This is a genomic window from Streptomyces sp. NBC_00386 (assembly GCF_036063235.1).
In the GTDB taxonomy this organism is placed as follows: domain Bacteria; phylum Actinomycetota; class Actinomycetes; order Streptomycetales; family Streptomycetaceae; genus Streptomyces.
On the sequence record NZ_CP107950.1, the window covers coordinates 8,337,322 to 8,361,380 of the forward strand.

A 24,059-nucleotide genomic window follows, 5' to 3' on the forward strand; every position below is an offset into this window, starting at 1 on the left:
CCCTCCCCCCACGTCTGTCCCCCTCCCGGAGGTATCCCCCCATGCCCCGTCTCGACGGCGCCTCCCTTCCCCTGACAGCGGCCCAGCGCGAGATCTGGCTTGCCGAGCAGAGTTCCCGGACGCCGATCCCGGGCTACCGCGTCGGCGAGTGCCTGGAGATCCACGGGCCGGTGGACCGGGAGCTGTTCGAGACCGCGCTGCGCCGGGTGGTCGGCGAGGTCGACGCCCTGCACGTGACCTTCGTCGACGGCGGCGAGGGCCCGCGCCAGGTCCTCAGGGAGAGCTGGGACTGGGCTCCGGCCCACCTCGACCTCAGCGGGGAGCCCGACCCCCGGGCGGCGGCCGTGGAATGGATGGAGCGGGACCTGCTGCGCCCGCTGGACCTCGCCCGTGACCCGCTGTTCGGCCACGCGCTGATCAAGGCGTCGCCGACGGAGTACCTCTGGTACCTGAACTACCACCACGTGGTGCTGGACGCGATCAGCAGCTCCATGCTCCGGCAGCGGGTCGGCGAGGTGTACTCGGCACTGGCCGAGGGCGGCGCCGTGCGGCCCTGCCCGTTCGGCTCGCTGCGGGACCTGGTCGACAGCGACGCCGCCTACCGCGCCTCCACCGACTTCGCCGCCGACCGCGCCTACTGGACCGGGCGCTTCGCCGACCTGCCCGCCCCGACCCGGCTCACCGACGCCTCCGCGACCGACCCGCACCGCGCCCTCCGGCTGGCCGAGGAGCGGGAACTGCGCCGCCCGGACGCCCTGCGGGCGGCGGCCGGACGTTCCGGCGTCCGGTGGTCCCGGCTGGTGGTCGCGGCGACGGCGCTCTACGCCCACCGGCTGACCGGCAACCAGGACGTGGTGCTCGCCCTGCCCGTCACCGCCCGTCGGGGCGCCGACCGAGACCTGACGGCGGTGCCGGGCACGACGTCCAACGTGGTGCCGCTGCGGCTGACGGTGCGGCCGGACATGCCGTGGCGCGAGCTCGTCGCCCAGGCGGCGCGGGAGGTCGAGACGGCCGTCGCGCACGAGCGCTACCGCAGCGAGGACCTGCTGCGGGACCTCGGCGCCCCCGGCAGTATCGGGACGGCGTTCCCGCTGATCGTCAACATCATGGCCTTCAACTCCAGGCCGAGCTTCGCCGGGCACCCGGCCTCCGTGCACCACTTCGTGTCCGGGTCGACCACCGACCTCGCCGTCTGGGTCTTCGACTACCGGGACGGCAACCCGCCGCTGCTCCGGCTGCACGGCTCGCCGGAAGCGTACGGCGACGACGACCTCGCCGCGCACCAGCAGCGGCTGCTCGCCCTGTTCGACGCCGTCGCGGACTGCGACCCGGACGAGCCGGTGGGGCGGATCGAACTGCTCACCGCCGAGGAGCGCCGCGAGCTGGCGGTGCTCGGCGCCGGGCCGGTGGCGCCGGCCCCGGCCGCGAGCCTGCCGGAGCTGTTCCGGGAGCACGTCCGGGCGACTCCGGAGCTGGTCGCGCTGGTGTGCGGCGACGTCTCGCTGACCTACGCGGAACTGGACGCGCGGGCGAACCGGCTGGCGCACGCCCTGATCGCGCGGGGTGCGGGGCCGGAGCGGCTGGTGGCGGTGGCGCTGCCGCGCTCGGCGGAGCTGGTGGTGGCGATCCTCGCGGTGCTGAAGACCGGCGCCGCGTACGTTCCGGTCGATCCGGAGTACCCGGCCGCGCGGATCGCGTACCTGCTCGACGACGCGCGGCCGACGCTGGTGGTCACCGACTCCCGCAGCGGGGACCGCCTGCCGGACAGCGGTCCTGTCGACCGGCTGGTGCTCGACGCCCCTGAGACGGCCGCCCTGGTGGCGGATTGCCCGGCGGCCGACCCGATGGTGGCCGTCGACCCGGGTCACCCGGCGTACGTCATCTACACCTCCGGTTCCACCGGCAGGCCCAAGGGCGTGCTGCCGACCCACGGCGGCCTGCTCGACCTGCTCGCCGACCTCCGGCAGGTGCACTTCGCGCCGGTGCTGAAGGCGCGGCAGCGGCTGCGGGTGGCGCTGACCACCTCGGTGTCCTTCGACGCCTCCTGGAACCAGTTGCTCGCCCTGTTCGGGGGCCACGAGCTGCACGTCCTGGAGCACGCGACCTGGACCGACCCCGACGCCTTCGTCGCTTACGCGGCGCGGTGCGGACTGGACTACATCGAAGCCACCCCGTCCTATCTCCAAGTGCTCCTATCCCACGGGCTGTTGAGCGACCCGCAGCGGCGCCCGGCACTGGTCGCGGTGGGCGGCGAGGCCGTCCCGGAGCGGCTGTGGGAGCAGCTGCGGGCGGCGGAGGGGGCATCCTGCCTCAACCTCTACGGGCCGTCCGAATGCACCGTCAACTCGGTGGTCGCGCAGCTGGGTTCGAACGCACGCCCGGTGATCGGCCGGCCCGTCACCAACGCCCGGCTGTACGTGCTCGACAGCGCCCTGCGGCCGCTGCCGACCGGTGCGGCGGGTGAGCTGTACATCGCGGGCGCGGGGCTGGCCCGCGGCTACCTCGACCGGCCGGGGCTGACCGCCGGGCGGTTCGTCGCCGACCCGTCCGGGCCGAGCGGGTCGAGGATGTACCGCACCGGGGACCTGGTGCGCTGGGACGAGGCCGGGAACCTGGAGTTCCTCGGCCGCACCGACGACCAGGTCAAGATCCGCGGCTTCCGGGTCGAGCTCGGCGAGATCGAGACCGTCCTCGCCGAGCACCCGCAGGTCGCCCGGGCCGCCGTGATGGTGCGCACCGAGGGGGAACTCCGGCTGGTCGCCTACGTGGTGCCCGAGCCCGGCGCCACCGTGACCGACACCGCCCTGCGCGACCATCTGCGGGACCGGCTGCCCCGGCAGTTGGTGCCGGCCGCGTACGTGCTGCTGGACGCGCTGCCGCTGACCCCGAACGGCAAGCTCGACCGGCGGGCCCTCCCGGCGCCCGAGCGAGCGCCCGCCGCGCCGGGCCGGGCACCGCGCACCGCGACCGAACACCTGCTCGTCGGGCTGTTCGCCGAGGTGCTCGGGGTGTCCGAGCCCGGGCTGGACGACAGCTTCTTCGACCTCGGCGGGCACTCCCTGCTGGCCACCCGACTGGTCGCCCGGGTCCGCTCGATCCTCGGCGTGGAGCTGCGGCTCGGCGACCTGTTCGACGCGCCGACGGTCGCGGAACTGGCGGCGGCGGTGGACGTCGCGGGTCGGGCGCGGCCGGCCCTGCGGCGGTGCGAGCGGCCCGAGGCGGTTCCGCTGTCCTTCGCGCAGCGCCGGCTGTGGTTCCTGCACCGCATGGAGGGCCCGAGCGCCACGTACAACATCCCGCTGGCGCTGCGGCTGTCCGGGAACCTGGACCAGCGGGCCCTGGAAGCCGCCCTGGCGGACGTGGTCGAACGGCACGAGAGCCTGCGCACCGTCTTCCCGGTGCTCGACGGCGTGCCCTGCCAGCGGGTGCTGGACCCGGGCGCGGCACGGCCGCGGCTGCGGGTGACCGAAGTGGGCGAGCGTGACCTGCCGGAGCGGCTGGCGGAGGCGGCCCGGCACGGCTTCGAGCTCTCCGAGGAGTCGCCGCTGCGCGCCGAACTGTTCGGGCTCGGCGCCGAGGAGCACGTGCTGCTGCTGGTGGTGCACCACATCGCCGGTGACGGCTGGTCGACGGGGCCGCTCCTGCGGGATCTGACGAGCGCCTACGCGGCCCGTGCCGAGGGGGCGAAGCCGGAGTGGTCGCCGCTGCCGGTCCAGTACGCCGACTACGCCCTCTGGCAGCGGGAACTGCTGGGCGACGGCGCGGACCCGGGCAGCCTGCTGAACAGTCAACTCGCCTACTGGCGGGATCAGTTGGCGGATCTTCCTGAGCAGGTCGAGCTGCCGTTCGACCGGCCCCGGCCGGCGGCGATGTCCTACCGGGGCGCCCATCTGCCGGTGCGGATCGACGCCGAGCTGCACCAGGGCCTGCGCGTGCTCGCCCGGGACGGCGGGGCCAGCCTCTTCATGGTGCTCCAGGCCGGGCTGGCCGCCCTGCTGGGCAAGCTGGGCGCGGGCACCGACGTACCCGTGGGCACGCCGATCGCCGGACGCACCGACGAGGCCGCGGACGACCTGGTCGGCTTCTTCGTCAACACCCTGGTGCTGCGCACCGACCTCTCAGGCGACCCGTCGTTCACCGAACTGCTGGGCAGGGTACGGGCCGGCGCGCTGGCCGCGTACGCGCACCAGGACGTGCCCTTCGAGCACCTGGTGGAGGCGCTCAACCCGACCCGGACGCTGGCGCACCACCCGCTGTTCCAGACCGTGCTCGCCCTGCAGAACGCGCCGCTGGGCACGTTCGACCTGCCCGGGCTGCGGGTGGCGACCGACCTGGTCCACACCGGGACGGCCAAGTGCGACCTGACCTTCATCCTGGCCGAACAGCCGGGTGAGGACGGCCTGTCGGGCGTGGTGGAGTACAGCACCGACCTGTTCGACGAGGCCACCGTGACCGGGATCGTCGAGCGGTGGCTGCGACTGCTGCGCGCCGTCGTCGCCGACCCCGGCCGGCGGATCGGCCAGGTGGACGTGCTGTCCGCCGACGAGCTCCGCGCGCTGTTCCCGGCGCGTACCGACCGGAGCGAGGAGTCGTCGGAGAGCAGCCTGACCGCGCTGTTCGAGCGACAGGTACGGGCGGACCCGGCCGCCGTCGCCCTCACCGACGGCGAAGTCACCCTGACGTACGGCGAGTTGAACGCCCGCGCGAACCGGCTCGCGCACGCCCTGATCGACCGGGGGGTGGGGCCGGAGCAGCGCGTGGCGCTGGCCCTGCCACGCTCGGCGGAGCAGGTCGTGGCGGTGCTCGCCGTGCTGAAGGCGGGCGGCGCCTACCTGCCGGTGGACCCGCAGTACCCGGCCGCCCGGATCGCCTACCTGCTCCAGGACGCCCGGCCCGCGCTCCTCGTGACCACGAGCCGGACCGGCGACCTGCCGGGCGCGGACCCGGTGGACCGTCTGCTGCTGGACACCGCCGACCTGGACGGGCTGCCGGACACCGACCCGGAGGTCTCCCTCGACCCGGGCCACCCCGCCTACGTCATCTACACCTCCGGGTCCACCGGCAACCCCAAGGGCGTGGTGGTCACGCACCGGAACGTGGTGCGGCTGTTCGGCACGACCGAGAAGCTGTTCGGCTTCTCCGCAGAGGACGTCTGGACGCTCTTCCACTCCTACGCCTTCGATTTCTCGGTGTGGGAGCTGTGGGGCCCGCTGTTGTACGGCGGCCGTCTGGTGGTCGTGGACCACGAGACCAGCCGCTCGCCCGGCCGCTTCCTGGAGCTCCTCGCCCGCGAGCGGGTGACCGTGCTCAACCAGACGCCGTCCGCGTTCTACCAGCTGATGCAGGCGGACGCGGAGGCCCCGGAGACCGGCCGCCCGCTCGCGCTGCGCACGGTGGTGTTCGGCGGTGAGGCGCTGGAGCAGGCCCGGCTGGCGAGCTGGTACGAGCGGCACCCGGACGACGCGCCGCTGCTGGTCAACATGTACGGCATCACCGAGACCACGGTGCACGTCACGTACGCGGCGCTCGACCGGTCCGGCGGCGCCGTCGGCGGGATCGGCACGGCCCTTCCGGACCTGCGGACGTACGTGCTGGACGCCCACCTGCGGCCGGTGCCCCCGGGTGTGCCCGGCGAGCTGTACGTCGCGGGTTCAGGGCCGGCGCGCGGTTACCTGAACCGGCCCGGCCTGACCGCCGGGCGCTTCGTGGCCGACCCGTTCGGACCGCCGGGATCGCGGATGTACCGCAGCGGCGACGTGGTGCGCCGCGCGGCGGACAACAGCCTGCACTACGTCGGCCGGGCCGACCAGCAGGTGAAGGTGCGCGGCTTCCGGATCGAGCTCGGCGAGATCGAGGCGGCGCTGGCCGAGCACCCCGGCGTCGCCCAGGTCGCCGTCCTGGCCCGGCAGGACCGGGCCGACGACACCCGGCTGGTCGCGTACCTGGTGCAGGCCGCGGGCGCCGTACCGAGTCCGGCCGATCTGCGTGGGCACCTGTGCGAGCGGTTGCCGGAACACATGGTGCCGTCGGCGTTCGTCGTGCTGGACACGCTGCCGCTGACCGCCAACGGCAAGCTGGACCACCGGGCCCTGCCCGCCCCCGACCTCGCCCCGACGGCAACCGCCCGCGCGCCGCGCACCCCGCAGGAGCAGGTCCTCTGCGAGCTGTTCGCCGAGGTCCTGGGCGTGGCGTCGGCCGGCGTCGAGGACGGCTTCTTCGACCTGGGCGGGCACTCGCTGCTGGCCACCCGTCTGGCCGCCCGGATCCGCGCGACGCTCGGCGTGGAAATGCCGCTGCGCACCCTGTTCGAGGCGCCGACCCCGGCCGGCCTGGCCGCCGCCCTGATGGCGGCCGGACCGGCGCAGACCGCCCTGGCACGGCGTGAACGCCCCGAGGCGATCCCGCTGTCGTTCGCGCAGCGGCGGCTGTGGTTCCTGCACCAGCTGGAGGGCGCCGGCGCGAACTACCACATCTCCCTGGCCTGGCGGCTGTCCGGGGATCTGGACCGGCGCGCCCTGGAGTCCGCCGTGGCGGATGTGGCCGAGCGGCACGAGAGCCTGCGCACGGTCTTCCCGGCGGTCGACGGAGTGCCGTACCAGCAGGTGCTGGACGTCGAGGCATCCCGCCCGCGGCTGCTCGTCAGCCGGACCACCGAGTCCGAGCTGCCGAACGTCATGGCGGAAGCGAAGGCCCGTCGGTTCGACCTGGCGGTCGATGCGCCACTGCGTGCCGGGCTGTTCGAGCTGGCGGCGGACGAGCACGTGTTCCAGGTGGTCCTCCACCACATCGCGGGTGACGGCTGGTCGCTGGGCCCGCTCGCGCAGGGCCTGACCACCGCCTACGCGGCGCGCCGCCGCGGCGAGGAGCCGCAGTGGGAGGAGCTGCCGGTCCAGTACGCCGACTACACCCTGTGGCAGCACGAGCTGCTCGGCGACGCGGCCGACGGGGACAGCCTGTTCGCCCGCCAGGCGGCCTACTGGACCCGTCAGCTGGCCGATCTGCCCGAGCAGCTCCAGCTGCCCGGCGACCGGCCCCGCCCGGCGGTCGCCTCGCACCGGGGCGGTTCCGTGCGTGCCGGGCTGGACGCCGAGCTGCACCGCGGGCTGCGCGAACTCGCCCGCGCCCACGGCACCAGTCTGTTCATGGTGCTCCAGGCCGGTCTTGCCGTGCTGCTGAGCAAGCTCGGCGCGGGCGACGACATCCCGGTCGGCAGCCCGGTCGCGGGCCGTACCGACCAGGCGCAGGACGAGCTGGTCGGCTACTTCGTCAACACCCTGGTGTTCCGTACCGACACCTCGGGCGATCCGACGTTCGCCGAACTGCTGGGCCGGGTCCGGGAGACCGCGCTGGCCGGGTACGCGCACCAGGACCTTCCGTTCGAGTACCTGGTCGAGGCCCTCAACCCGGTCCGGTCGCTGGCGCACCACCCGCTGTTCCAGGTCATGCTGGTGCTGCAGAACGCGCCCCGGGCCGACTTCGCGCCGTCCGGGCTGCGCGTCGGCGACATGCCGTCGACGTCGACCACCGCCAAGCTCGACCTGATCTTCACCATGTCCGAGCGGCACGCGCAGGACGGCTCCCCGGAGGGGATCGACGGGTCCGTCGAGTACACCGGCGACCTGTACGACCCGGCCACCGTCGAAACGATGATCGAGCGGTGGGAGCGGCTGCTCCGCGCCGTGGTCGCCGACCCGCAGCGGCGGCTCAGCCGGTTCGGCCTGCTCACCGCAGAGGAGCACGGTGAGTTGACGGCGCTGGGTACCGGCCCGGCAGCACAGGCCTTCACCGAGAGCCTGCCGGAACTCTTCCGGACTCAGGTGCGTGCGACTCCGGACTCCGTCGCGCTGGTGGGGCCGGAAGCATCGCTGACCTACGCGGAGTTGGACGCGCGGGCGAACCGGCTGGCGCACGCCCTGATCGCGCGGGGTGCGGGGCCGGAGCGGCTGGTGGCGGTGGCGCTGCCGCGCTCGGCCCAGCTGGTGGTGACGATCCTCGCGGTGCTGAAGACCGGCGCCGCGTACGTTCCGGTCGATCCGGAGTACCCGGCCGCGCGGATCGCGTACATGCTCGACGACACCCGACCGGTCCTGGTGGTGACCGACACCCGCACCCGGGGCCGGCTGCCGGACACCGGTCCCGCCGGATGGCTGGTGGCCGACGACCCGGAGACGACCGCGCTGGTGGTGGGGTGCCCGTCGACGGACCCTGCGGTGGCCGTCGACCCGGGCCATCCGGCCTACGTCATCTACACCTCCGGTTCCACCGGCAGGCCCAAGGGCGTGGTGGCGACGCACGGTGGCCTGTCCAACCTGTTCGCCGACCAGTGTCCGCTGGTCTTCCGGACGGGGGAGCGGGTGCGGGTGGGGCTGACCACGTCGGTGTCGTTCGACGCCTCCTGCGACCAGATGTTCGCCCTGTACGCCGGCCACGAGCTGCACGTCCTGGACGAGGCGACCTGGACCGACCCGGACGCCTACCTCGAGTACGCGGCGCGGGCCGGGCTGGACACGGTCGGCGGTACCCCGTCCTACCTGCAAGTCCTTGTCGACCACGGCCTGTTGGACAACCCGCGGTGGCGTCCGTCGCTGGTCGGGCTGGGCGGGGAGACCGTTCCGGAGCAACTGTGGGAACGGTTGCGGGCGGCCGACGGGGTGTTCGCCCTGAACTACTACGGGCCGGCCGAGTGCACGGTGGACTCGACCGTCGCACCGCTGGAGTCGAGCCCGCGCCAGGTGATCGGCCGCCCGCTCGGCGGTGTCCGGTTGCACGTGCTCGACGCCGCGTTGCAGTCGGTTCCCGCGGGTGTGCCGGGTGAGCTGTACATCGCCGGTGCGGGGCTGGCGCGCGGCTATCTGAACCGGCCGGGCCTGACCGCGGGACGGTTCGTGGCGGACCCGTTCGGTCCCGGCGGTTCGCGGATGTACCGCACCGGTGACCTGGTGCGGTGGGGATCGGACGGGAACCTGGAGTTCCTCGGCCGCATCGACGACCAGGTCAAGCTCCGGGGATTCCGGATCGAACTCGGCGAGATCGAGGCGGCGCTGGCGGAACACCCGCGGGTCGCGCAGGCCGCCGTGACCGTCCGGCAGGACCGGGCGGGGGACACCCGCCTGGTCGCCTACCTGGTGCCCGCCACCGGGGCGGAGCTCCGGCCGGAAGACCTGCGGGCGCACCTGCGCGAGCGGCTGCCCGACTACATGGTGCCGGCCGCGTTCGTCGCCCTCGACGTGCTGCCGCTGAACGCCAGCGGCAAGCTGGACCGGCGCGCCCTGCCCGAGCCCGAGTACGCGGGGTCGCGGGCCGGCCGGGCCCCGCGCACTCCTCAGGAACACGTGCTGGCCGGGCTGTTCGCAGAGGTGCTGGGCCTGCCTCAGGTCGGTGTCGACGACGACTTCTTCGACCTCGGCGGGCACTCCCTGCTGGCCACCCGGCTGGTGGCCCGGGTCCGTGCGGCCCTGGGCGTGGAACTGGCGCTGCGCACCCTGTTCCAGACCCCGACGGTGGCCGGGCTGGCCGCCGGGCTGGGCGGCGCGGACCGGGCCCGGCTCGCCCTGGGGCGGGCGGAGCGGCCCGTGGGGGCACCCCCGGCCGAAGGCCGGGGGAGGGTGCCGCTGTCGTCCGCTCAGCGGAGGCTGTGGTTCCTGCGCCAGCTGGAGGGCGCCGACTCGGTCTACAACATGCCGCTCGCGTGGCGGCTCTCGGGGCCACTGGACCTGGCGGCCCTGGAGGCGGCGCTGGGTGACGTCGTCGACCGGCACGAAACCCTGCGCACGGTCTTCCCGGCCGTGGACGGAGTGCCCCACCAGCAGGTGCTGGCCACCGCGGAGGCGCGCCCGAGGCTGTCGGTCACCACGGCCGACGAGACGGACCTGCCGGAACTGCTGGCGGGGGCCGCGGCGCGCGGATTCGACCTCGCGGCCGAACCGCCGCTGCGCGCCGAGGTGTTCGAGGTTTCGGCGGACGAGCACGTGCTGCTCCTGGTGATGCACCACATCGCCGGTGACGGCTGGTCGCTGGGCCCGCTGGCCGCCGACCTGGCCACCGCGTACGCGGCACGCCGCCAGGGCGAGGAACCGGGGTGGGCACCGCTGCCGGTGCAGTACGCCGACTACACCCTGTGGCAGCAGGAGCTGCTCGGCGACCCGGCCGACCAGGACAGCCTCTTCGCCCGCCAGCAGGCCTACTGGACCGAGCAGTTGGCCAACCTGCCGGAGCAGATCCGGCTCCCTGCCGACCGCCCTCGCCCCGCGGCCCCCTCCTGCTCCGGCGGCCACCTCGCGATCGAACTGGACGCCGAACTGCACGCCGGGCTGATCCGGCTGGGCCGTGAGCACGGCGCCAGCGTGTACATGGTGCTGCAGGCCGCCCTGGCATCGCTGCTGGACAAGCTCGGCGCGGGAACGGACATCCCGGTCGGCAGCCTGATCGCGGGCCGGACCGACGAGGCCCTGGACGACCTCGTCGGATTCTTCGTCAACACCCTGGTGCTCCGCACGGACACCGGTGGCGACCCGACCTTCGCCGAGCTCCTCGGCCGGGTCCGCGAGGGCGCGCTGGCCGCGTACGCGCACCAGGACCTGCCGTTCGAGCACGTCGTCGAGGCCCTCAACCCGTCCCGGTCGCTCGCCCGTCAGCCGCTGTTCCAGGTGCTGCTCGCGCTGCAGAACGTGCCCCGCACCGAGTTCGCGCTGGACGGTCTGGCCGCTGAGATCGTCCTGGTGCGGACGCCGACGGCGATGTTCGACCTCGGTTTCCACCTGCTGGAGCGTGGCGGCACCGGCGGGCCGGCCGAGGGCATCGTCGGGCGGGTCGAGTACAGCACCGACCTCTTCGACCCCGCCATGGTGGAGGCACTGGTCGCCCGGTGGCTGCGTCTGCTGGCGTCGGTGGTCGCCGAACCGGACCGGCCGCTGAGCCGGATCGACGTCCTCACCGCAGAGGAACGGCACGAACTGCTGGTCGTACGCAACGACACCGCCTGCCCGGCTCCCGATGCCGGCCTGCCCGCTCTGTTCGAGGCGCAGGTCCGGGCGACCCCGGAGGCTCCGGCGGTGGTGTTCGAGGACACCGTGCTGACCTACCGGGAGCTGAACCGAAGGGCCAACCGCCTGGCGCACGTGCTGATCGCGCGCGGGGTGGGGCCGGAGCAGGTCGTCGCACTGCGGCTGCCGAGGTCGACCGAACTGGTGGTCGCCGTCCTTGCGGTCCTCAAGACGGGTGCGGCGTACCTGCCGGTCGATCCGGACTATCCGGCCGCCCGCATCGCGTACATGCTGGACGACGCCCGGCCTGCCGTGGTGCTCGACGACCTCGCGGCCGTCACACCGGACGGGGACCTGCCGGAGCACGATCCGGCAGTCGCCGTGGACGCGCGGCACCCGGCCTACGTCATCTATACCTCGGGCTCCACCGGCCGGCCCAAGGCCGTGGTGATGCCCGCCGCCGGGCTGCTGAACCTGCTGGGGTGGCACCACAGGTCCGTCGGTGGCGAACCCGGCACGCGCACCGCGCAGTTCACCGCGATCAGCTTCGACGTCTCCGTACAGGAGATGCTCTCCGCGCTGCTGTACGGCAAGACCCTCGTGGTGCCGACCGAGGAGCAGCGCCGCAGCGCCGAGCTGTTCGCCCGCTGGCTGGACCGGCACGGGGTCGAGGAGCTGTTCGCGCCCAACCTGGTGGTCGAGGCGCTGGCCGAGGCCGCCGAGGAGGCCGGGCTGGAACTGCCCGGCCTGCGGCTGGTCGCCCAGGCCGGTGAGGCGATGCGTCTGGGCAGTGCAGTGCGCCGCTTCCAGACCCGTCGGCCGGGCCGGGAGCTGCACAACCACTACGGGCCCGCCGAGACCCATGTGATCACCGCCTACCCGCTGCCGGCCGACCCCGCCGACTGCCCGCTGCCGGTGCCGATCGGCCGCCCGATCGCCAACTGCCAGGCATACGTGCTGGATTCGGCGCTGCGACCGGTCGCCCCCGGCGTGCTGGGCGAGCTGTACCTCGCCGGGGCGGGACTCGCCCGCGGCTACCTGAACCGGCCCGGGCTCACCGCCACGCGGTTCGTCGCCAACCCGTACGGTCCGGCCGGCGCGCTGATGTACCGCACCGGTGACCTGGTCCGCTGGCGCGCCGACAGGGAGCTGGAGTTCGCGGGCCGGGTGGACCACCAGGTGAAGATCCGCGGGTTCCGGGTCGAGCCGGGCGAGATCGAGGCCGAGCTGGCCGCGCACCCGGGTGTCGCCCAGGTCGCGGTCCTCGCCCGGGAGGACCGGCTCGTCGCGTACGTCGTCCCGTCGGCCGGGGCCGGGGCTACCCCGGCGACGCTGTCGCCGTATCTGCGCGAGCGGCTGCCGGACTACATGGTCCCGTCCGCGTTCGTACTGCTCGACGCGCTGCCGCTGACGCCGAACGGGAAGCTGGACCGGGCGGCGCTGCCCGCGCCCGAGCCGGGCACGACCGCCGGCGGCCGGGCGCCGCGCACGCCGCAGGAGCAGATCCTGTGCGAGCTGTTCGCCGAGGTGCTGGGCGTGCCGCGGGTCGGGGTCGACGACGGCTTCTTCGACCTGGGCGGGCACTCCCTGCTCGCCACCCGGCTGGTCTCGCGGGTCCGGGCGACCCTCGGGGTCGAGCTGGAACTGCGCAGCCTGTTCCGGGCGCCGACACCCGCCGGGCTCGCGGCCGGGCTGCACGACGCCGGCACCGCGCGGCAGGCCCTGGTACCCCGGCCCCGCCGCGATCCGATGCCGCTGTCGTTCGCACAGCGACGGCTCTGGTTCCTCCAGCAGTTCGGGGCGCCGAGCGCGACCTACCACATGCCGCTCGCCCTGCGGCTGTCCGGCGACCTCGACCGGGCCGCACTGAGCGCCGCGCTCGCGGACGTGGTGGCCCGGCACGAGACCCTGCGCACGGTCTTCCCGCACACCGCCGGAGTCCCGTACCAGCGGGTGCTGGACGCCGGTGAGGCCGCCGTCCCGCTGACCGTACGCGCGGCCGGTGAGGCGGAGGTGCCCGCCCTGCTGCGCGAGGCGGCGGTACGGGCGTTCGACCTGACCTCGGAAGTACCGCTGCGGGCGGAGCTGTTCGCGCTCGCGCCGGACGAGCACGTGCTGCTGCTGGTGATGCACCACATCGTCGGGGACGGCTGGTCCATGGGCCCGCTGGCCCGTGACCTGGCCACCGCCTACACCACCCGGCAGGGTGGCGGGGCTCCGGCATGGCCGCCGCTGCCGGTCACCTACGGCGACTACACCCTGTGGCAGCACGAGATCCTCGGCGACGAGCACGACACGGACAGCGTGTTCGCCCGCCAGGTCACCTACTGGACCGAGGCGCTGGCCGGGCTGCCCGAGCAACTGCAGCTGCCTGCCGACCGACCGCGCCCGGCCACCATGTCGTACGGCGGCGACCTGCTGGAACTCCGGATCGACGCCGAACTGCACGCGGCACTGGTGGAGTTGGCCCGAAGTTCGGGTGCCACCCTGTTCATGGTGCTGCAGGCCGCGCTCGCCGCGCTGTACACGCGGCTGGGCGCGGGCACGGACATCCCGATCGGGTCTCCGATCGCGGGGCGTACCGACGAGGCGCTGGACGAGCTGGTCGGGTTCTTCATCAACACGCTGGTGCTGCGCACCGACACCAGCGGTGATCCGAGTTTCGCCGAGCTGCTGGGGCGGGTGCGGGAGACGGCGCTGTCGGCGTACGCGCACCAGGACGTGCCCTTCGAGCACCTGGTGGAGGCGCTGAACCCGTCCCGCTCGCTGTCGCACCACCCGCTGTTCCAGACCGGTCTGGTCGTGCAGAACGCGCCGGGCGGCGACTTCGAGCTGCCGGGTCTCCAGGTCTCCGGGGTGACCGTGCTCACCGGGACCGCGCGGCTCGACCTGACCTTCGGGTTCGCGGAGGAGCACGGGCCCGACGGCGCGCCGGCCGGGATCGGCGGTGCGGTCGAGTACAGCACCGACCTGTTCGACCGCTCGACGGTCGAGGCCCTGGTCGCCCGGTGGACCAGGCTGCTGGCCGCGGTCGCCGTCGCGCCCGACCGGCCGATCGGCGGGATCGACCTGCTGTCCGCCGAGGAGCGCCGCGAGCTGCTGCCCGCCGTCCAGGGCGGGGCGGCCGGGGGGAGCCTGCCGGAGCTGTTCGCGGCGCAGGTGACGGCGACGCCGGACGCGGTCGCGCTCGTCTGCGGCGATGTCGAGGTGACGTACCGTCAACTCGACGCTCGGGCGAACCGGTTCGCGCACACGCTGATCGCCCGCGGTGTCGGTCCGGAGCAGGTCGTGGCGGTGGCGTTGCCGCGGTCGGTGGAGTCGGTGGTGGCGGTCCTGGGCGTGCTGAAGGCCGGGGCCGCGTACCTGCCGGTGGATCCGGGGTACCCGGCGGCACGGATCGCGTTCATGCTGGACGACGTGCGGCCGGCCGTGGTGGTCGACGATCCGGCACTGGTGACCGAGGCTTCCGGTCGGCCGGAGACCGATCCGGATGTCGTGGTGGACGCCCGGCACCCGGCCTACGTGATCTACACCTCGGGCTCGACCGGCCGCCCCAAGGGCGTCATGGTGAGCCACACCGGCGTGTCGGGCCTGGTGGCGGCGCAGGTCGACCGGCTCGGCGTGGCGCCGGGCAGCCGGGTGCTCCAGTTCGCCTCGCCCAGCTTCGACGCGTCGTTCTGGGACCTGTGCGGCGCCCTGCTCACCGGTGCCGCCCTCGTCCTGGCCCCGTCCGAGGCCCCGCTGGAGGCCCTGACGGACCGCCGGCTCGACGTCACCCACGTGACGCTTCCGCCCTCGGCGCTGGCCGCGCTGGAGAGCTCCGACCTCACGGCCACCACCCTGGTGGTGGCCGGTGAGGCCTGCACGCCGGAGCTGGTGGCCCGGTGGGCGCCGGGCCGGCGGATGATCAACGCGTACGGTCCGACGGAGACGACGGTGTGCGCGACCATGAGCGACCCGCTGTCCCCGGGGCGCGGTGTACCGCCGATCGGCCGATCGGTCGCGGGCTTCCGGGTGTACGTCCTCGACGAGCGGCTGCGCATCGTGCCGCCGGGGGTGGCGGGGGAGTTGTACGTCGCCGGCCCCGGTCTGGCGCGCGGGTACCTGAACCGGCCCGGGCTGACGGCCGGGCGGTTCGTCGCCTGCCCGTTCGGGTCCGGTGAGCGCATGTACCGCACCGGGGACGTGGTGCGCCGCCGGACCTGGGGGTCCCCCCGGCCGGAGGCTGGGGGAGAGTTGGAGTACGTCGGCCGTGCCGACGACCAGGTGAAGGTGCGCGGCTTCCGTATCGAGCCTGGCGAGGTCGAGGCGGCGCTGGCCGAGCACCCCGCCGTCGCCCAGGCCGCCGTGCTCGCCCGGGACGACCGGCTCATCGGCTACGTCGCGGCCCGTCCCGGCACGGTCGTACGTCCGGCGGAGCTGGCGGCGTACGTGCGGGACCGGCTGCCCGACTACCTGGTACCGGCTGTCTTCGTGGTGCTGGACATGCTGCCGCTGACGCCGAACGGGAAGCTGGACCGGGCGGCACTGCCCGCTCCCGACCGCGGCTCGGGCGAGGCCGGGCGGGCGCCGCGGACGCCGCAGGAGCAGATCCTGTGCGAGCTGTTCGCCGAGGTGCTGGGCGTGCCGCGGGTCGGGGTCGACGACGGCTTCTTCGACCTGGGCGGGCACTCCCTGCTCGCCACCCGGCTGGCCGCGCGGGTGCGCTCGGTGCTCGGAGTGGAGGTGGCGCTGCGCGCGCTGTTCCAGGCGCCCACCGTGGCCGGCCTGGCCGAGGCGCTGGGCGGGGCCGGCCACGCCCGCCCGGCGCTGACCACGCACGAGCGGCCGGAGGCGGTGCCGCTGTCCTTCGCCCAGCGCCGACTCTGGTTCCTGCACCGCATGGACGGCACCGCCGCGACGTACCACATCCCGCTGGCGCTCCGGCTGACCGGGACGCTCGACCACGCGGCGCTGGACGAGGCGCTGGCCGACGTGGTGGCCCGGCACGAGAGCCTGCGGACGGTCTTCCCGGAGGTCGACGGCGTACCCTGCCAGCTCGTCCTCGACCCGGCCGAGGCCCGGCCCCGGGCGCGGCTGACCGAGGTGCCGGAGGCCGAACTGTTCGAGCAGCTCGCCGAGTTCGCACGACAGCCCTTCGACCTGGAGGCCGAAGCGCCACTGCGGGCGGAGCTGTTCGTACTCGCGCCGGACGAGCACGTGCTGCTGCTGGTGATGCACCACATCGCCGGGGACGGCTGGTCCACCGGCCCGCTGGCCCGCGACCTGGCCGAGGCGTACGCCGCCCGGTGCGAGGGGCGCGCGCCGCAGTGGCCGGTCCTGCCGGTGCAGTACGCGGACTACACACTGTGGCAGCGCGACCTGCTCGGCGACGCCGCCGACCCTCGGAGCCGGTTCGCCGAGCAGCTCGACTACTGGAAGCGTCAGCTGTCCGACCTGCCGGAGCTGCTCCAGCTGCCCGCCGACCGGCCGAGGCCGGCCGTCGCCGGCTGGCGCGGGGACCACGTCGGCCTGGAGCTGAGCCCCGAACTGCACGCATCCCTGGTGGAGTTGGCCCGAAAGTCGGGCGCGAGCCTGTTCATGGTGCTGCAGGCGGCGTTGGCGGCGCTGTACACGAGGCTGGGTGCGGGCACGGACATCCCGATCGGGTCTCCGATCGCGGGGCGTACCGACGAGGCGCTGGACGATTTGGTCGGGTTCTTCGTGAACACGCTGGTGCTGCGGACCGACACGAGCGGTGATCCGAGTTTCGCCGAGCTGCTGGGGCGGGTGCGGGAGACGGCGCTGTCGGCGTACGCGCACCAGGACGTGCCCTTCGAGCACCTGGTGGAGGCGCTGAACCCGTCCCGCTCGCTGTCCCATCACCCGCTGTTCCAGACCATCCTGGCCGTGCAGAACGCTCCGATGGGCCGGTTCTCCCTGCCCGGTCTGGACGTCGCCGCCTACGCGGTGGCCACCGGAACCGCCAAGTTCGACCTCGGTGTGAGCCTCGTCGAACAGCTCGGTCCGGACGGCAGCCCGGCGGGGATCGTCGGCGCGGTGGAGTACGCCACCGACCTGTTCGACCGCTCGACGGTCGCGGCGCTCGCCGGGCGCTGGACGCGCCTGCTGGAGGCGGTCACCGCCGACCCGGACCGGTCGATCGGACGGATCGAGCTCCTCGACGCCGACGAGCGGCACCGTTTGCTGGAGCGGGGCAACGCGACCGTCCGCGAGGTGGCGGCCGTCCCGGTGCCACAGGCGTTCGCGGCACAGGTCGCGGCGACACCGGACGCCCTCGCGCTGGTGTGCGGCGACGCCGAGTTGACGTACCGGCAGCTGAACGCCCGGGCGAACCGGTTCGCGCACGCGCTGATCGCCCGGGGCGTCGGCCCGGAGCAGACCGTGGCCGTGGCCCTGCAGCGCTCGGTGGAGTCCGTGGTGGCCGTCCTGGGCGTGCTGAAGGCCGGGGCCGCGTACCTGCCCGTGGATCCTGCGTACCCGCCGGCGCGGATCGCGTACATGCTGGACGATGCCCGGCCGGCCCTGATGGTCGACGACCCGGCGCTGGTGACCGAGGTGTCCGCCTGGCAGGACACCGACCCCGTGGTCGCGCTCGACGTCCGGCACCCGGCCTACGTGATCTACACCTCGGGCTCGACCGGCCGCCCCAAGGGCGTGGTGGTCGGCCACGGCGGTGTCGCGAGCCTGGTCGCCGCACAGATCGAGCGGTTCGCGATCGAACCCGACAGCCGGGTGCTCCAGTTCGCCTCGCCCAGCTTCGACGCCTCGGTGTCGGAGATCTACACCGCCCTGCTGCGCGGCGCGGCCCTGGTGCTGCCCCCGACGGCGGACCCGGTCGCCGCGCTGACCGACCGGGACCTCGCGGTCACCCACGTGACCGTGCCCCCGTCCGTCCTCGCCGCCGTGCCGGAGGGCTCGGTGCAGGTGCCGACGCTGGTGGTGGCGGGTGAGGCGTGCCCGCCGGAACTGGTGGACCGCTGGGCGCCCGGGCGCCGGATGATCAACGCGTACGGTCCGACCGAGACCACGGTGTGCGCGACCATGAGTGCCCCGCTGTCCCCGGGGACGGGCGTCCCGCCGATCGGCCGTCCGATCGCCAACACCCGGGTGTACGTGCTGGACGAGCGGCTGCGGCCGGTGCCGACGGGCGTGGCGGGGGAGTTGTACGTCGCGGGCGCGGGACTGGCGCGCGGGTACCTGAACCGGCCCGGGCTGACGGCCGGGCGGTTCGTCGCCTGCCCGTTCGGGTCCGGTGAGCGCATGTACCGCACCGGAGACCTGGTGCGCTGGCGCAACGACGGCGAGCTGGAGTACGTCGGCCGTGCCGACGACCAGGTGAAGGTGCGCGGCTTCCGCATCGAGCCCGGCGAGGTCGAGGCGGCGCTGGCCGAGCACCCCGCCGTCGCCCGGGCCGCCGTGCTCGCCCAGGACGACCGGCTCGTCGGCTACGTCGTCCCGCACCGGGACGACGCCCGCGACAGTGGCCTGGAAGCGGACCACGTGGGCGAGTGGCAGGACATCTACGACGCCCTGCCCATCACCCCCGAGGAAGCCGGCTTCGGCCAGAACTTCGTCGGCTGGAACAGCAGCTACGACGCGAGCCCGATCCCGGTCGAGCAGATGCGGGAGTGGCGGGACGCCACCGTGGCCCGCATCCTGGCCCTGCGCCCCCGCCGGGTGCTGGAGGTAGGCGTCGGCACCGGACTGCTGCTCTCGCAGATCGCACCGCACTGCGAGACCTACTGGGCGACGGACTTCTCCGCCACCGCGGTCGACGCGCTGACCGCGCAGGTCGCCCGGCAGGACGACCTGGCCGAGCGTGTGGTGCTGCAGACCCGCCCGGCGCACGACACCGAGGGCCTGCCGGCCGGGTGGTTCGACACCGTCGTGATCAACTCGGTGGTGCAGTACTTCCCGTCCGCCGACTACCTCGCGGACGTGATCGGGAAGCTGATGCGGCTGCTCGCCCCCGGCGGCACGCTCTTCGTCGGCGACGTCCGCAACCTGCGGCTGCTGCGCCCGCTGGCCACCGCGGTCCAGCTGCACCGCACCGGTGCCGACGGCGACCTCGCGGCGGTGCGCCGCGCGGTGGAGCAGGCCGTCAGGGTGGAGAAGGAACTCCTGGTCGACCCGGACTTCTTCACCGTCCTGCGGGAGCACGGCACGGACATCGGCGCGGTGGCCGTGGAGGTCAAGCGCGGCCGCCATCACAACGAACTGACCCGCTACCGCTACGACGTGACGCTGCACAAGGCCCCGGTCGTTCCGGCGGCCCCGGGCCGGACGGTCGAGCTGGAGTGGGGACACCGGCTCGCGGGACTGGACGAGCTGCGCGAACTCCTCGCCCAGCCGCCCGCCGACGTGCTGCGGATCACCGGAGTGCCGAACCGTCGGGTGCTGCGCGAGGCCGCCCTTTCCCGGGCACTGCAGAACGGCGACGGCTCGCTCGCCGAACTGCTGGAGCGGCTGCACGGACCGGAGGAGAGCGAACTCCCCGACCCGGAGGACTTCCGGGCCATCGGGCTGGAGTTCGACCGCCGGGTGGGCGTCACCTGGTCGGCCACCGTGGCCGACGCCTTGGACGTCGTCTTCGCCGGCCCGCGGGCGCATCACGGCTCCCCGGTCGAGCCGTACCGGTCGGCCCGGACCGCCGGCACGCCGCTGTCGTCGCTGACCAACCGCCCGACCGGCAGCCGGGGCACCGGCGCCCTCATCGGCGAACTCCGCGAATGGCTGCGCGGGCGACTGCCCGACTACCTGATCCCGTCGGCGTTCGTGGCGCTGGAGACGTTGCCGCTGACGGCCAGCGGCAAGCTCGACCGCCGCGCGCTGCCCGCGCCCGACCCGGGCCCGACCGGAGCCGGGCGGGCGCCGCGGACCCCGCAGGAACAGCTCCTCGCCGAGCTGTTCGCCGAGGTGCTCGGCCTGGCCCAGGTCGGTGTCGAGGACAGCTTCTTCGACCTGGGCGGACACTCACTGCTGGCGACCCGCCTGGCCTCCCGCGTCCGGGCGACCCTCGGCGCGGAGCTCGAGGTCCGGACGCTGTTCGAGACGCCGACCGTGGCCGGACTGGCGGCCCGCCTCGACGGCTCCGGCACGGCGCGGCCCGCGCTGACCGCCCGGCCGCGACCCATGGGGGCACCCCCGGCCGAAGGCTGGGGGAAGGTCCCGCTGTCCTTCGCCCAACGCCGCCTGTGGTTCCTGCACCGGATGGACGGCCCGAGCGCCACCTACAACATGCCGCTCGCGCTGAGCCTGACCGGCGAACTCGACCGCCCGGCCCTGCACGCCGCGCTCGCGGACGTGATCGCCCGGCACGAGAGCCTGCGGACGGTCTTCCGCGAGACGGACGGTGTGCCGTACCAGGTCGTGCTGAGCGCCTCACAGGCGCACCCGGAGCTGCCGGTGGTCGAGCTCGACGAGAGCCGGCTGGCCGGGCGGCTGGCGCGGACGGCCCGGCGAGGCTTCGACCTGGCGGCGGAGCCGCCGGTCCGGGCGGAGCTGTACGCGCTCGCCCCCGACCGGCACGTGCTGCTGGTCGTGGTCCACCACATCGCCGCCGACGGCTGGTCGATGGGGCCGCTCTCCGGCGACCTCGCGGCCGCCTACACGGCGCGCTGCCGTGGCGAGGAGCCGCGGTGGTCCCCGCTGCCGGTGCAGTACGCCGACTACACCTGCTGGCAACGCGACCTGCTCGGCGACACCGCCGACCCGGACAGCCTGTTCGCCCGGCAACTGGCCTACTGGAAGGACGAACTGGCGGGCATTCCGCAGCAGGTGCAGCTGCCCGCCGACCGGCCCAGGCCGCCGGTGGCCTCCCAACGGGGCAGCCGGGTCGTGGTCCGGCTGGACCCCGAACTGCACCAGGCACTGCGGGACCTGGCAGCCGAGCGCGGCGCCAGCATGTTCATGGTGCTCCAGGCCGGCCTCGCCGCGCTGCTCACCCGGCTCGGTGCCGGTACGGACATCCCCGTGGGCAGTCCGATCGCCGGCCGTACCGACCAGGCGCTGGACGACCTCGTCGGCTTCTTCGTCAACACCCTGGTGCTGCGCACCGACACGAGCGGCGACCCCGGCTTCGCCGAACTGCTCGGCCGGGTGCGGCAGAAGGCGCTCGCCGCCTACGACCACCAGGACGTGCCGTTCGAGTACCTGGTCGAGGTGGTCAACCCGGCCCGTTCGCTGTCGCACCACCCGCTGTTCCAGATCATGCTGGCCCTGCAGAACGCGCCGGTGGGCGAGTTCGCCCTGCCGGGCCTGGAGACCGGCCACCTGGAGGCGTCGACCGGGACCTCGCGGGTCGACCTGACGTTCAGCCTGGCCGAGCAGTTCCGCCCGGACGGCGACCCCGACGGCCTGGTCGGCGCGGTGGAGTACGCCACCGACCTGTTCGACCCGGCCACCGTGGAGCTGCTGTTCGAGCGCTGGGCGCGGCTGCTGCGCGCGGCGGTCGCCGACCCCGGCCGGCCGATCAGCCGGATCGACATCATGTCGGGCGAGGAACGCCGCCGGCTGCTGTCCCGGTCCACCGGCGCCGCGGTCGAGCTGCCCGAGGCCGCGCTGCCGGAGCTGTTCGCCCGCCAGGTGCGCGCCACCCCGGACGCGGTGGCCGTCGTGGCGGGCGCCACCGAGCTGACCTACCGGGAACTCGACCAGCGGTCCAACCGCCTCGCGCGGGCACTGATCCGCCAGGGCGTACGACCGGAGACACCGGTCGCGGTGCTGCTGGACCGCTCGGCGGACCTCGTCGTGGCGCTCCTGGCGATCATCAAGGCGGGCGGCGCCTACGCGCCCCTCGACTCGCGCTTCCCGCAGTCCCGGATCGACCTGATCCTGCGGGAGGCCGGGGCCGCCCTGGTGCTCACCGAGGACGTGCTGACCGCGTCGATCGAGGGCGAGCCCGACTCGTCCGACATCGAAGTACGCTGCGACCAGCGGCAGTTGGCGTACGTGATGTACACCTCCGGCTCGACCGGCCGGCCCAAGGGCGTGGCCGTCACCCACCGCGACGTGGTGGGCCTCGCGCTCACCCCCGAGTACCACGGCGGCGGACACGAGCGGGTGCTGATGCACTCCCCGACCGCCTTCGACCTCTCGACCTACGAGCTGTGGGTGCCGCTGCTCAACGGCGGCAGGGTCGTGGTCGCACCGCCCGAGCGGCTCGACCTCGACCTGCTGCAGCACACGATCAGCACGCACGGCGTGACCGGACTGTGGCTGACGGCCGGCCTGTTCCGCCTGGTCGCCGAGGAGCGGCCGGCCCTGCTCGCGGGGGTGCGCGAGGTGTGGACCGGCGGCGACGTGGTCTCCCCGGCCGCCGTCGCCCGGGTGCTGGAGGCCTGCCCCGGCATCGAGGTGGTCAACGGCTACGGGCCCACCGAGGCCACGACCCTGGCCACCCGCCACCCGGTGCACAGCCTCCCCGAGAACGCCGCGACCGTGCCGATCGGCGGGCCGATGGCGAACATGCGCGCCTACGTCCTCGACGACCGCCTGCGGCCGGTGCCCACGGGCCTGGTCGGCGAGCTGTACCTCGCGGGGACGGGCGTGGCCCGCGGCTACCTCGGCCGACCCGGCCTGACCGCGGAGCGCTTCACCGCCGACCCGTACGGGCCGCCCGGGAGCCGGATGTACCGCACCGGCGACCTGGCGTGGTGGCCGGCCGAGGGCACACTGGAGTTCGCCGGACGGACCGACCACCAGGTCAAGCTCCGCGGCCTGCGGATCGAGCCCGGCGAGATCGAGGCGATCCTCGCGAGCTGCCCGGGCGTCGCCCAGGCGGCCGTCGTCGCCCGCGAGGACCGGCCCGGCGACAAGCGGCTCGTCGCCTACCTGGTGCCCGCCCCCGAGAGCACGCCCGAGACGGGCGAGCTCTCCGGGCGACTGCGCCGTGACCTGCCCGACTACATGGTGCCGTCGGCGTTCGTCACCCTGGACACGCTGCCGTTGACCGCCAACGGCAAGCTGGACCGGGCCGCCCTGCCCGCCCCCGAGTACGGGGCGCAGGGCACCGGACGCGGCCCCCGGACGCCGCGGGAGCAGCTGCTGTGCGGCCTCTTCGCCGAGGTCCTCGGCCGGGAACAGGTGCACATCGACGACAACTTCTTCGATCTGGGCGGGCACTCGCTGCTGGCCGCCCGCCTGGCCTCCCGCGTCCGCGAGACCCTCGGCCTGGAGCTCGGCCTGCGCATGCTGTTCGAGGCGCCGACCGTGGCCGGTCTCACCGAGCGCCTGGTCATGGACGACCCCGCCGACGCGCTGGACGTGGTGCTGCCGCTGCGTTCGACCGGGACCGGTACGCCGCTGTTCTGCGTCCACCCCGGCGGCGGCATCAGCTGGTCGTACAGCGGGCTCCTGAACCACATCGGTCCCCAGCACCCGGTCTACGCGATCCAGGCGCGCGGCCTGGGCCGGCCCGAACCCCTGCCGACGTCCTTCGAGGAGATGGCGGCCGACTACGCCGACCAGATCCGCAAGATCCAGCCCGAGGGCCCGTACCTGCTGCTCGGCTGGTCGGCCGGCGGGCTGATCGCCCACGCGGTCGCCTGCGAGCTGCAGGCGCGCGGCGGGCGGACCGCGCTGCTGGCCATCCTCGACGCCTATCCGGTGAAGGACGTGCAGTTCGAGGAGATGCCCGTGCCCACCGAGCGGGACGTGCTCGTCGGTGTGCTCGACGTCGACCCGGACGAGCTGGGCGACCGGGAGCTGACCTACGCCGAGGTCGCCGAGGTCCTGAACCGGCGGGGCAGCGCGCTGCAGGGCCTGACGGAGCAGCAGATCGAGGTCATCGTCCACATCATGATCAACAACGCGAGGCTGGCGGTCGACTTCGTCCCCGCCGGGTTCGACGGCGACCTGCTGCTGTTCAACTCGACGATCGACCGCGACGGGGACGACGCCGGGCCCGCGACCTGGCGCCCGTACATCGCGGGCCGGATCGAATCGCACGAGATCACCACCCGGCACAACCGGATGACCGAAGCCGGCTCACTGGCCCAGATCGGACCGATCCTGGCCGCCCGCCTCGCCGAGGTCACCGGTGACACCCCGACCCACCACCAGGAGGACTGATTC

General features: G+C 74.0%; 1 protein-coding gene. It reads left to right on the plus strand.

Going from position 1 to position 24,059, the window contains the following annotated elements; genetic code table 11:
• Window positions 1-41: 41 nt before the first annotated feature.
• On the plus strand, window positions 42-24,056 hold the full coding sequence (locus tag OG780_RS36665) for a non-ribosomal peptide synthase/polyketide synthase (protein WP_328455494.1): 24,015 nt from the start codon (window positions 42-44) through the stop codon (window positions 24,054-24,056).
• Window positions 24,057-24,059 lie beyond the last annotated feature (3 nt).